This is a genomic window from Microbispora cellulosiformans (assembly GCF_008728085.1).
Lineage (GTDB): Bacteria > Actinomycetota > Actinomycetes > Streptosporangiales > Streptosporangiaceae > Microbispora > Microbispora amethystogenes.
In genome coordinates this window covers 183,796-195,485 of sequence record NZ_VYTZ01000011.1, presented here as the reverse complement: position 1 = coordinate 195,485, position 11,690 = coordinate 183,796, and the positions used below count along the sequence as shown (strand labels likewise).

Here is an 11,690-nt window from a genome sequence, read left to right as displayed (position 1 = left end):
GTCGAAGCGCTTCTACGTCGCCGCGAGACTAGTGACCCGTTTTCGGGAAGAACAAGAACACGACATAAACGAAAGTTTCGACGACCTGGTCGGACGACTCTCCCTCGATGAAAGAATCACGGTCCTGGCGGTCAGGGGGCGAGGGAGAAGTAGTTCTCCTCCTCCTGGACGAAGTGCAGTCGCAGCACCGAGTGCAGCCCGTACAGGCAGGCCCGCAGGTCCTCCAGCTGCTCGGGCCGCAACCGGCCGGCGGCGCCGGCGACTCTCACGTGCGTGCCGATCCGGCGGGCCAGGCGGTCGATCTCACTGTGCGCCCGGCTCATCGTCGCGGTCGCCTCTCGTCCGCCGAGGGGACCGGCCAGCGCCGGGTAGAGCTCGTGCTCTTCGGCGTACTCGTGCGGCAGCAACCGCTCGGTCAGCAACCGGTCGACCTCCCGCACCGCGCCCAATACGCGCGGCCCGTGCTCGACGGCGAGCAGGCCCGCGGCGTCGCGTACGGCGTCCAGCACGTCGGCGAGATCGTCGTGCTCGGCGGCGAAGCGGCGGATCAGGTCCTCGGTGGCCGGCTCCAGCACCGGCCCGGCGCCGCGCCGGGGGAGCACCGCACGCAACGCGTTGACGATGACCACCACGTCGATCCCCTCCTGCAGCAGCGCCCCGGCCGCGGGGGGCAGCAGGCCCAGCAGCGCGGCCACCATGGCCGCCAGCGACAGGGCCATGCCGCCCGCGGCCGACTGCACGGCGATGCGCCGCGTGCGCACCGCGATCTCCATGGCGTCGGCGAGCCGGTCCACCCGGTCGGTGACCAGCACCACGTCGGCGGCCTCGGAGGAGGCGGTGGACCCGCGCGCCCCCATCGCCACCCCGACGTCGGCCGCCGCCAGTGCCGGGGCGTCGTTGATGCCATCGCCGACCATGACCGTCACGGCCCGTGCGGCCTCCGCCCTGACCGCGGCGACCTTGTCGGCGGGCGACTGCTCGGCCCGCACCTCGTCCAGCCCGACCACGGCGGCGACCTCCCGGGCGGGCTCGGCGCGGTCGCCGGTCAGCATCAGCAGGCGGCCGATCCCCGCCGAGCGCAGCCGCCGCAGCGTACGGGGAGCGTCGTGCCGCAGCGGGTCCAGCAGCAGGACCGCACCGCACAACGTGCCGTCGACGGTGAGCCAGGCGACGGCGGCGCCGTCCAGGGCGGCCCGGTTGTCGGCCGCGCGAGCCCAGCCGGGACGGGCGTCGAGCGGTGCCGTCGTCTTGCCCACGGTCACGCGCCGCCCGTCCACCGTGCCGGTCACTCCGCGGCCGGGCTCCTCGGTCACCTCCCGCGGCGCCGGCAGCGCCAGGCCGCGGGCCCGCGCCTCCGCCACGATCGCCTCGGCCAGCACGTGAGCGGACATCTGGTCGAGTGACGCCGCCAGCCGCAGCACCTCCGACGGGGTACGGCCGGGGGCGGCGACGACCTGCAGAACCCGTGGACGGCCGGTGGTCAGGGTGCCTGTCTTGTCCAGCAGGAGGGTGCGGGCCCGCCCCAGCCGCTCCAGCGCCCCGCCGTCCCGGACGACGACACCCCGGCGCGCGGCCCGCGACAACCCCGAGACGATCGCGACCGGGGCGGCCAGCAACAGCGGGCACGGGGTCGCCACCACCAGGACCGCCACCGCCCGCACCGCGGACCCGCTGAGCCACCACGCCGCCCCGGCGACCCCCAGCGACAGGGGCAGGAACCAGGCGGCGTACCGCTCGGCCAGCCGCACCACCGGCGCCCGCTGCGCGCCCGCCTGCTCGGCCAGCCGGACGATCTGCGCGTACGTGCTGTCCTCGGCGGTCGCCGTCGCCTCGATGTCGACCGCGGCCCCGGCGTTGACCACGCCGCTGCGGACCGCCTCGCCCGCGCCGCGCTCGACCAGTGCGGACTCCCCGGTCAGCGCGGACTCGTCCAGCATCGCCGGCCCGGTCAGGACCCGGCCGTCCACCGGCACCACCTCGCCCGGGCCGGCCACCACCACGTCCCCGATCCGTACGTCCGCCAGGGGGACGACGACCACGTCGCCGCCGCTGCGGCGACGGGCGGAGCGCGGCGCGCGCTCCAGCAGCGCACGCAGATCGCGTGACGCGCGGCGCTCCGCCGCCGCGTCCAGCGCCCGCCCGGTGGCCAGCATGAGCGCGATCAGGGCCCCGGCCAGGTGCTCCCCGACGGCCAGGGTCCCGGCCAGCGCCAGCGCCGCGATCAGGTCGACACCCGCCCGCCCCTTCCGCACCGCGGCGACCACCCACACCACCGCGGGCACGACGGCCACCGCGGTCCCCGCCGTCCAGAACCCGTCCGCGACGGCCGTGGCCCCGGCCAGCCAGGCCGCGCCACCGCCCACCAGCGCCACACCCGTCGCAGCCAGAAACGCCTGTTCCCGCCACCGATCACCCAGGACGCCGAGAGGACGCGGCATGTCGAGCCTCCACGCGTGGAATGTCGCCGAAGTGTCGCCTCCATCCGACAGCCCCGGCGGGCCGGCCGACAGTGCCGAACGGCCCCCGAACCGTCACCACTCGGCAACCGCGGCCGGCGGTAGGCTGCTGTGATCCGAATGGGCCCGCGTTCCGGGGGGACGATGTCCACTTCCCTTCTCCTGTGCCTGGCCGGGGCCATCCGGCCGTCGTACGGCGAAGTGATCGGCGCATGACCGTCCGGGCCGCGGTCCGGCCGCAGGAGGGGGCGGAGGGCCGGGCGCGCGGGCGGATCCCGTGGCTCGCCCTCGTGGCCGCGGGCTACGCGACGGCCCAGCTGGCCCTCGTCACGCCTCTCCTCGGGCTCGGCTGGGACGAGACGGTGTATCTGTCCCAGGTCGATCCGCGTAATCCGGCCGCCTACTTCAGCGCGCCGCGTTCGCGGGGGATCAGTTTCCTGGCGGCCCCCGTGCTGGCCGTCACCGGCTCCACCTCGGTGATCAGGATCGTGCTGGCGCTGCTGTCGGCCGTCGCGCTCTACGCCGCGTACCGCGTCTGGCGTCCGCTGCTCGGGCCCGGCCGGACCGCGCTCGCCGCCCTGCTGTTCGCGGGCCTGTGGGTCACCGTGCTGTACGGCCCCCAGGCCATGCCCAACCTGTGGGTGGCGCTGTCGGCGGTGGCGGCGACCGGCTGGTTCCTGCGCGCCCAGCGGCCCGGCGCCTCCTGGGGCGTGCTCATCGGCCTGGGCGGCGCCGTCGCGGCGGCCACGCTCTTCCGGTTCTCCGACGGCGTCTGGCTCGCGGCGCCGCTGCTGGCCGCCTGCGGCGTGGTGCCCGTCTGGCGGCGCCCGGCCCCCGCCCTCGCCGTCGCGGGCGGGCTCGCCGCAGGCGCCGCCCAATGGGTCGCCGAGGCGTACGTGCGGTGGGGCGGCGTGGGCGCCCGCCTGCACGCCTCCAGCGCCACCGAAGGCGGCATGGGCCTGCACTGGGCCGGGGGAGACGCCTGGCGCAGCCTCAACGGGCCTCTGCTGTGCCGCCCCTGCGCGGTCCCGCTGACGCACCCGGCACTCACGCTGTGGTGGCTGGCCCTCCCCGTGCTCGCCCTGACGGCCTGCGCGGTGGCCCTGCGCACCGGGCGGGCGGCCGAGACCGTGCTGCCGGCGGCGTGCGCCGCCGCGCTGAGCGTCCCCTATCTCCTCCTCATCGGCTACTCCGCGCCGCGCTTCTTCCTGCCCGTATACGCCCTGCTGGCCCTGCCCGTCGCCACGCTGGCGGCGCGTACCGTGCGGGCCGTCCGTCCGGCGCCCGGCCGGATCGTCGTCGCGGGTGTCCTGGCCGCGCTGCTCGTCGCGCATTTGACGGTGCAGTACGAGGTGCTCCAGGAGAGGGCCGCCGGTGCGCGGGCCACCGCCGACCGCTACCGGGCGGTCGCCGACGGACTGCGCCGCCTCGGCCTGCGCCCGCCCTGCCTGGTCACCGGCAGTCACTCGCAGCCGATCGGCTACTACGCCGGCTGCGCCTCCGCCGACGTCAGCGGCAACAACCGCAACATCACCGAAGCCGCCCTGCTGCGCCGCGCCGCGACCGAACCCACCGCGGCGCTCGCCGACAGAAGCTCCCCACCTCCCGGCTACGTCCAGGCGTGGAGGGCCCACCGGCTCCGGGGCACCGGCTACACCGCCTACCTCCCTCGTCGCGCCGCCGGGGGCCGGCGGCCCTGACCGGCGTCCGAATCCTTGACCACCGCGAGTCCCGGGGATTCGGCCGGCGGGGTATCACCGTCAGAAGGGCTGGTGTTCCGTAGCGACTTGGTGACCACGCGGGAAACCGCCCTGCTCGTGCCGGACCGCACGCTCATCGGGGGGTCACATGGAAACCCGAGGTCTCGTCTGCTGGAGAATCTCGCTCACGACCGCGGGCACGGTCGTCCTTCTGTCCGTGGGAGCCGGGTGCGCGATGGCGGCGTCCGCTCCTCGTTCGGACGACGTCGACCCGTCCACGCGTACCAACGTCACGAAGTCGATGAAGGGCGAGGCGCTGGCGAACGTCACCTACCGCGCCTATGCCAAGCAGGCCGACCGGGAGAACCTGCCCGATGTCGCGAACCTGTACCGGCACACCGCGCACACCGAGTTACGCGAGCACTTCACCGAGCAGGCGGAGCTGATCGGCCTGGTCGGCGACAACGCGGCGAATCTCCGCGACAGCATCGGCGGCGAGTCGTACGAGGCGACGACGATGTACAAGAAGTTCGCCCGGCAGGCCAGGGCGGACGGCGACCAGGAGGCCGCCAGGCTCTTCTCGGAGGTGGGCCGGGACGAGGCCAGGCACCGGGAGAAGTTCCGCCAGGCGCGGAAGGCCATCACCGACCCGTCGTCCGGGGCGACGATCCCGACCGACGTACGGGCCGAGCCGGTGGAGATCCAGGCCGGCCCGTCCAAGGTCTCCTCGTCCAGGACCCTGGAGAACCTCCGGGCGGCGATGAAGGGCGAGGCCTTCGCCTACGCCAAATACACCCTCTACGGAGACCGGGCACGGGAGACCGGGCAGCCCAGGCTCGCCAGGCTGTTCCACCGCACCGCCGCCGTCGAGCGCACCGAGCATTTCGCCGCGCACGCGAACCTCGCCGGCGCGGTCCGCGACACCGGGACGAACCTGTGCGCGACGATCAAGGGAGAGACGTACGAGGGCACGCGGATGTACCCGGGCTTCGCCCGGCAGGCCGCGGCGGCCGGCGACACCGAGGCGGCCGCAGTGCTCAACGGCACCGCGAAGGACGAGCTGAGGCACGCGAAGGCCTTCTCCGGAAAGGTCGCCAAGCTCGGCAGGCAGTGCCCCAGGTCGAGCTGACACCAGAGGCGGATGGGCGAGGGAATCATCGCCCACCCGCCCGGAAGTCCTACTTCAGGAGCTTCCTCATGGTGCTGATCTCCGCGGACTGACCGGTGATGATTGAGCCGGCGAGCCGCCTGGCCGGCTCGTAGACGCCGGCGCCCTGCTCCTCCTCGGCCATGGTGACGGCGCCCTCGTGGTGCTGGATCATCATCGTCAGGAACGCCCTGTCGAAGGCGGCGCCTTCGAGGCCCTTGAGCTTGTTCATGTCCTCGCCGGACATCATTCCGGGCATGCCGTGGTCCATGTGGTCCATCGGCATGCCGTCCTCGCCGGGGGCCTTGACGCCCCAGCTCTCCAGCCAGCCGGTCATCGTCCGGATCTCGGGATCCTGGGCGGCTTCGATCTTCCTGGCCAGCTCCCTGACCTTGCTGCCGGCGGCGCGCCCCTCAGCCAGCCTGGCCATCTCCAGAGCCTGGCGGTGGTGCGGGATCATCATCTGCGCGAACCAGATGTCCCGCTCGTTGTGATCGGCGGCCGGACTGGTGGCAGGAGTCCGCGATTCGGCCGGTGCCGCCGACATGGACGACATGGAGGACACCTCGCGGGTGGCGGTGTCCGTGGAGCCGCAGGCACCGGCCAGCAGGCCGGCCGAGAGCAGGGCGGCGGGAACGGCAAGACGCTTCATGGACGAACACTCTCCGTGTGCGGGTGCGCGTCATCCCATGGCTTTCCCATGAATCGCTTCCGGACCTGACCTGCGGGTGGGCGACACCCACGAGCTTTCCCTGCCGGACGGCTCTGGGGGCGGCTGTACCACGCCGAGAGGTGTACCACCTGGCTTCCTTCGGGGAGCGAACCAGGGAAGACAAACCCCAGGGGGGTATGTTACGGTCGCTCCGGATTTACCCCCTAGGGGTACCAGGCGAAGGAGGACGGACATGTGCACGGCATGCGCGTGCGGCACGGAGTCGGCTCAGGCCGAGGCGGCCGCTGAGACGGGTGCGGCGGACGGCAGGGTCTATCGGGTGAGCGGGATGACCTGCGGCCACTGCGTCTCGTCGGTGTCCGGGGAGATCGGCAAGGTCGGCGGCATCACCGGCGTGACGGTCGATCTGCCGACCGGCGCGGTCACCGTCAGCGGCTCGGGGTTCACCGACGAGGAGATCCGCGCCGCGGTGGAGCAGGCCGGCTACACACTGGCCGGCCAGTCCTAAGAGTTCAGGCCCGGAAGAAGGCGGTGGGCGTGCACTGGCATGCACGCCCACCCGCGGGGCCGGTCATTCGACGTCACACCCAACCCCCTAGCGCATCCTCCCATCGCGGGGCGGATGCGAAGAACAGGAGTGCGGCATGAACGCCGTCAATCCGCGCAGGTGGCGGGCACTGGTCGTGCTCGCCGCCGCGCAGTTCATGGTCATCATGGACACCTCGATCATCGGTGTCGCGTTGCCCGATATGCAGCGCGACCTGGGTTTCTCCCCGGGCGCGCTGCAGTGGGTGTTCAACGCCTACGTCATCGCCTTCGGCGGCCTGCTGCTGCTCGGCGGCCGCCTGTCCGACCTGTTCGGCGCCCGAAGGATCTTCACCGTCGGCTGGCTGATCCTGATCGCCGGGTCGGCCGTCGCCGCCGCGGCGAGCGGCCCGTGGGTGGAGATCCTCGGCCGGGGCGTGCAGGGCGTCGGCGGCGCGCTCATCGCCCCCGCCTCGATGACCCTGCTCATGATGCTCTTCTCCCACGATGCCCGGGAGTTGGGCAAGGCCATGGCGTTGTACGGCGCGGCCGCGCCGGCCGGCGGCACCGCGGGGGTGTTCCTCGGCGGGGTCGTCACCGAGTATCTGAGCTGGCCGTGGGTCTTCATTGTCTACATCCCGATCGGTGTGGCGACCCTGCTCGCCGTACCCGCGCTGTTGCCCGCGGTCGCCGGTCGGCGCGGGTCGGTGGACGTGCTCGGCGGCGTCGCCGTCACCGCCGGGATCGCCCTGGCCGTGTTCGCCATCGTGCGGGCGCCCGAGCGGGGCTGGGGCTCGGCCGCCACGCTGCTGGAACTGGCGGGGGCGGTCGTGCTGCTCACACTGTTCCTGCTCGTGCAGCGGGCGATCCGGGAGCCGCTCATGCCGCCGGCCGTCTGGCGCGCCCCCGGGCTGGCCGTCGCCAACCTGGCGATGGCGCTGCTGGGCGCCGCCTGGATCCCGATGTGGTACTTCCTCAACCTCTATCTGCAGCAGGTCCTGGGCTACAGTGCCTTCCCCGGCGGAGCGGCCCTGCTCCCGATGACGATCGCGATCATGATCTTCATGATCGGGATCACCGCCAGGCTGCTCGGCCGGTTCGGCGCCAAGCCCCTGATCGTCCTCGGGCTCGCCGTGCTGGCGGCGGGGGTGGCCGGCCTGTCCCTGGTCCGGCCGGACGGCGCTTTCGTCACCGATGTGCTGCCCGCCTCGCTGGTCGCGGCGGTCGGCATGTCCCTGGCCTACATCCCCGCGATGATGTCGGCGATGTCCGGCGTACGGCCCGAGGAGAGCGGGCTGGCCTCGGGAATCGTCAACACCACCTACCAGATCGGCTCGGCGCTCGGCCTGGCCGTGATGACCGCGCTCGCCGCGACCGGAGGTGCGGACGGCCCGGCCGCGCTCACCGACGGCTTCCAGGCCGCGTTCATCGGCGCGGCGGTGGTGGCAGTGACAGGGGCCGTACTGACCCTGCTGCTCATGCGCGGGCCGAAGCCGGCCACCCCCGCCGCTGTGGGTGCCGAAGAGACGTCCGTGCAGGTGTGAGCCGGTCGAGCGGGTCCGCCCCGGGCAGCGGTGGGCCCGGGAAATACCCTAGGGGGGTAGGGTGTTGAATAGGGACAACGGACCTACCAAGGGCGACATAAAGGTCGGGGAAGCCTCCGGCCCTCCCGTTACTGATCGATTGCCAAACGAAGGAGAAGTGTCATGACGACCGCCACCTACACTGTCACCGGCATGACCTGCGGTCACTGCGTCAGCTCCGTGAAGGAAGAGGTCGGCGAGGTCCCCGGTGTCACGGGTGTCGAGGTCGATCTGGCTACCGGGCTTGTGACAGTCGAAAGCGAGAATCCCCTCGACACGGCCACGATCAGGGCCGCCGTCGAGGAGGCCGGATACGAAGTGGTGGATCACCCATGAACACACCGGCCCGGATGGGCGCCTACGTACTCGGCCTCGCCGTGGCCTTCGCGGGAGCGTTCGGCATCGGCGGCGCGGTCGGCGCGACTCCGCCGTCGGCGCCTGTAGGCAACGGACACGGAGGCCACGCGACCCCGGCACAGGCCGCGCCGAAGGCGGACCACGTGCCGGGAGGGCTTCAGGTTTCCCAGAGCGGCTACACCCTCACCCCGCGGACCACGACGATCACTCCCGGCGAGCGGACCGAGTTCCGGTTCACGGTGGACGGCCCGGACGGCCGCCCGGTGACCGCCTACGAGACGCAGCACGACAAGAAGCTGCACCTCATCGTGGTGAGCCGCGACGCGACGGTCTTCCGGCACGTGCACCCGGAGCTCGCCGGTGACGGAACCTGGTCGGTGCCGCTGACGCTGCCCGACGCCGGCGCCTATCGGGTCTTCGCCGACTTCGTCCCCCAGGGCGGGGAAGGCCTGACCCTCGGCGCGGACCTGTACGCCGCCGGCGACTACGCGCCCCGGCCGCTGCCGCCGCCGAGCCGTAGGGTGACAGTGGACGGATACACCGTCCGGCTCGACGGCACCCTCACGCCGGGTACGGCGAGCAGGCTGGTCGCCGAGATCAGCAAGGACGGCAGGCCGGTGACCGACCTACAGCCGTACCTTGCGGCCTACGGCCACCTGGTCGCGCTGCGCGTGGGCGACCTGGCCTACCTGCACGTCCACCCCGACGGCGCCCCGGGCGACGGCGTCACCCCGGCAGGCCCGGGCATCACCTTCTACGCCGAGGTGCCCAGCCGCGGCGACTACCGGCTCTTCCTCGACTTCCAGCACAACGGGACCGTGCGTACCGCCGCCTTCACCGTACGGGCGGGGCAACCCTCAGGGGCCGCTCCCGCTGACACGGCGGACCACGGATCCGAGCACGCCCACTCCGGCCACTGACGCCGGGCATGACGCGAAAGGAGGGGTGATGGCCTCCATCACCGGTGACCGGCCGCCTGGCGCGGTCGAACTCTCGATCGGCGGCATGACCTGCGCGTCGTGCGCCAACCGGATCGAGCGCAAGCTCAACAAACTGGACGGCGTGACCGCGACGGTCAACTACGCCACCGAGAAGGCGAAGGTGACCTTCCCCCAAGGCCTGGACCCCCAGGCGCTGGTGGCGGAGGTGGAGAAGGCCGGATACACCGCCAGACTTCCCGAGCCGCCCAAACCCGAGCAGGCGCCCTCGGAGCCGGACGAACTCGCCGCCCTGCGGACCCGGCTGCTGGTCTCCGTGGTGCTCGCGGTGCCGGTGATCGCGCTGGCGATGATCCCTGTGCTGCAGTTCACGTACTGGCAGTGGCTGTCGCTGACGCTCGCGGCCCCGGTCGTCGTGTGGGGCGGACTGCCGTTCCACCGGGCCGCCTGGACCAACCTGCGCCACGGCACGGCCACGATGGACACGCTGGTCTCACTCGGCACGATCGCCGCGCTGGGCTGGTCGCTGTGGGCGCTGTTCCTCGGCGACGCCGGGGTGCCCGGCATGACCCACGGATTCGACCTGACCATCGCCCGCACCGACGGCTCCGGTGACATCTACCTGGAGGCCGCGGCCGGGGTCACCGCGTTCATCCTGGCCGGGCGTTACTTCGAGGCCCGCTCCAAGCGGCGCGCCGGTGCGGCGCTGCGGGCCCTGCTGGAACTGGGCGCCAAGGACGTCGCCGTGCTGCGCGACGGCCGCGAGGTGCGCGTCCCCGTGGGCGAGCTGAAGGCGGGCGACCACTTCGTCGTACGGCCGGGGGAGAAGATCGCGACCGACGGCGTGGTCGAGGAGGGCTCCTCGGCGGTCGACGCCTCCATGCTCACCGGCGAGTCGGTCCCCGTCGAGGTGCGGCCCGGCGACACCGTCACCGGAGCCACGGTCAACGCGGGCGGGCGGCTGGTCGTCCGAGCCACCCGGGTCGGCTCCGGCACCCAGCTCGCCCAGATGGCGCGACTGGTCGAGGAGGCGCAGACGGGCAAGGCCCAGGTGCAGCGCCTCGCCGACCGCATCTCCGGCATCTTCGTGCCGATCGTCATCGCCCTGTCGGTCGCCACCCTGGGCTACTGGCTCGGCACGGGCGAGGGCGCCGGTGCGGCCTTCACCGCCGCGGTGGCGGTGCTGATCATCGCCTGCCCCTGCGCGCTGGGCCTGGCCACCCCGACCGCGCTGCTGGTCGGCACCGGCCGCGGCGCCCAGCTCGGCATCCTGATCAGGGGCCCCGAGGTGCTGGAGTCGACCCGCGCGATCGACACGGTCGTGCTCGACAAGACCGGCACCGTCACCGAGGGCAGGATGACCCTGGCCGGGGTCCACCTGGCCGAAGGGGAGGACCACGACGAGGTGCTCCGGCTGGCCGGGGTCCTGGAGCACGCCTCCGAGCACCCGATCGCGCAGGCGATCGCCCGGGGCGCGGCCGAGCGGGTGGGCGTCCTGCCGTCGCCGGAGGACTTCGCCAACATCGAGGGCCTCGGGGTGCAGGGCATCGTGGACGGCCACGCCGTACTCGTCGGCCGGCCCCGCCTGCTGGAGGAATGGTCCCAGCACCTTCCCGAGGAGCTGGAGAAGAGACTGAGGGAGGCACAGACCGAGGGCCGTACGGCGGTCGCGGTCGGCTGGGACGGCCGGGCGCGCGCGGTGCTGGTGGTGGCCGACGTCGTCAAGCCCACCAGCGCCGACGCCGTCGCCGAACTGCGCGCGCTCGGGCTGACGCCGGTGCTGCTGACCGGCGACAACGAGGCGGTCGCGCGTACGGTCGCGGCCGAGGTCGGGATCGACGATGTGATCGCCGAGGTGCTGCCCGCCGGCAAGGTCGACGTGGTGAAGCGGCTGCAGGCCGAGGGCCGGACGGTCGCGATGGTCGGCGACGGCGTCAACGACGCCGCCGCGCTCGCCCAGGCCGACCTGGGCCTCGCCATGGGCACGGGCACCGACGTGGCCATCGAGGCCGCCGACCTGACGTTGGTGCGGGGCGACCTGCGGGTGGCGGCCGACGCGATCCGGCTGTCGCGGCGCACGCTGCGCACGATCAAGGGCAACCTGTTCTGGGCCTTCGCCTACAACGTCGCGGCCCTGCCGCTGGCCGCCGCGGGCCTGCTCAACCCGATGATCGCGGGGGCGGCGATGGCGTTCTCCAGCGTCTTCGTCGTCAGCAACAGCCTCAGGCTCCGCCGCTTCCGCTGAACCGACACCGCGGCAAGGGCCTCCGGGCGATCAGCCCGGAGGCCCTTCCGGGGCGGTTGAAGGGCG

At 72.9% G+C, this 11,690-nt stretch carries 9 protein-coding genes; 7 read left to right on the top strand and 2 right to left on the bottom strand.

What is annotated here, in order from left to right; all coding sequences use genetic code 11:
* Window positions 1-131 precede the first annotated feature (131 nt).
* Complete coding sequence (locus tag F5972_RS27590; RefSeq protein WP_150937374.1) at window positions 132-2,438, bottom strand: heavy metal translocating P-type ATPase; 2,307 nt, start codon at window positions 2,436-2,438, stop codon at window positions 132-134.
* A 230-nt stretch (window positions 2,439-2,668) separates the two neighbouring features.
* On the opposite strand from F5972_RS27590, the gene F5972_RS27585 reads away from it, so the two are divergent.
* Both F5972_RS27585 and F5972_RS27580 read left to right on the top strand, forming a co-directional pair.
* A complete protein-coding gene (locus F5972_RS27585; RefSeq protein WP_150937372.1) occupies window positions 2,669-4,156 on the top strand; it encodes a glycosyltransferase family 39 protein in 1,488 nt (495 codons plus the stop codon).
* 148 nt (window positions 4,157-4,304) lie between these two features.
* Window positions 4,305-5,285: a ferritin family protein gene (locus F5972_RS27580; protein WP_225311947.1), complete on the top strand. Its 981-nt coding sequence runs from the start codon at window positions 4,305-4,307 to the stop codon at window positions 5,283-5,285.
* A 49-nt stretch (window positions 5,286-5,334) separates the two neighbouring features.
* Here the strand turns inward: F5972_RS27580 and F5972_RS27575 are convergent, their stop codons facing one another.
* Entirely contained in the window at window positions 5,335-5,955 is a 621-nt protein-coding gene (locus tag F5972_RS27575) for a DUF305 domain-containing protein (RefSeq protein ID WP_150937370.1), read from the bottom strand.
* A 253-nt stretch (window positions 5,956-6,208) separates the two neighbouring features.
* Here F5972_RS27575 and F5972_RS27570 point away from each other — a divergent pair, with 253 nt between their 5' ends.
* From F5972_RS27570 to F5972_RS27550, 5 genes are all read left to right on the top strand, one after another.
* Complete coding sequence (locus tag F5972_RS27570; protein WP_150937368.1) at window positions 6,209-6,484, top strand: heavy-metal-associated domain-containing protein; 276 nt, start codon at window positions 6,209-6,211, stop codon at window positions 6,482-6,484.
* 136 nt (window positions 6,485-6,620) lie between these two features.
* On the top strand, window positions 6,621-8,045 hold the full coding sequence (locus F5972_RS27565) for an MFS transporter (protein ID WP_150937366.1): 1,425 nt from the start codon (window positions 6,621-6,623) through the stop codon (window positions 8,043-8,045).
* Between the two features lie 162 nt (window positions 8,046-8,207).
* Window positions 8,208-8,420: a heavy-metal-associated domain-containing protein gene (locus F5972_RS27560; protein WP_150937364.1), complete on the top strand. Its 213-nt coding sequence runs from the start codon at window positions 8,208-8,210 to the stop codon at window positions 8,418-8,420.
* A complete protein-coding gene (locus F5972_RS27555) occupies window positions 8,417-9,361 on the top strand; it encodes a hypothetical protein (protein ID WP_150937362.1) in 945 nt (314 codons plus the stop codon). Before F5972_RS27560 ends, F5972_RS27555 begins: the two co-directional genes overlap by 4 nt.
* A 28-nt stretch (window positions 9,362-9,389) precedes the next feature.
* Window positions 9,390-11,624: a heavy metal translocating P-type ATPase gene (locus tag F5972_RS27550; RefSeq protein WP_150937360.1), complete on the top strand. Its 2,235-nt coding sequence runs from the start codon at window positions 9,390-9,392 to the stop codon at window positions 11,622-11,624.
* The last annotated feature ends 66 nt before the right edge of the window (window positions 11,625-11,690 follow it).

What these genes read in the sequence shown, in the direction of transcription:
- F5972_RS27590 (WP_150937374.1), bottom strand. Translation starts at nt 2,438, where the DNA reads ATGCCGCGTCCTCTCGGCGTCCTGGGTGATCGGTGGCGGGAACAGGCG.
- F5972_RS27585 (WP_150937372.1), top strand. Translation starts at nt 2,669, where the DNA reads ATGACCGTCCGGGCCGCGGTCCGGCCGCAGGAGGGGGCGGAGGGCCGG.
- F5972_RS27580 (WP_225311947.1), top strand. Translation starts at nt 4,305, where the DNA reads ATGGAAACCCGAGGTCTCGTCTGCTGGAGAATCTCGCTCACGACCGCG.
- F5972_RS27575 (WP_150937370.1), bottom strand. Translation starts at nt 5,955, where the DNA reads ATGAAGCGTCTTGCCGTTCCCGCCGCCCTGCTCTCGGCCGGCCTGCTG.
- F5972_RS27570 (WP_150937368.1), top strand. Translation starts at nt 6,209, where the DNA reads ATGTGCACGGCATGCGCGTGCGGCACGGAGTCGGCTCAGGCCGAGGCG.
- F5972_RS27565 (WP_150937366.1), top strand. Translation starts at nt 6,621, where the DNA reads ATGAACGCCGTCAATCCGCGCAGGTGGCGGGCACTGGTCGTGCTCGCC.
- F5972_RS27560 (WP_150937364.1), top strand. Translation starts at nt 8,208, where the DNA reads ATGACGACCGCCACCTACACTGTCACCGGCATGACCTGCGGTCACTGC.
- F5972_RS27555 (WP_150937362.1), top strand. Translation starts at nt 8,417, where the DNA reads ATGAACACACCGGCCCGGATGGGCGCCTACGTACTCGGCCTCGCCGTG.
- F5972_RS27550 (WP_150937360.1), top strand. Translation starts at nt 9,390, where the DNA reads ATGGCCTCCATCACCGGTGACCGGCCGCCTGGCGCGGTCGAACTCTCG.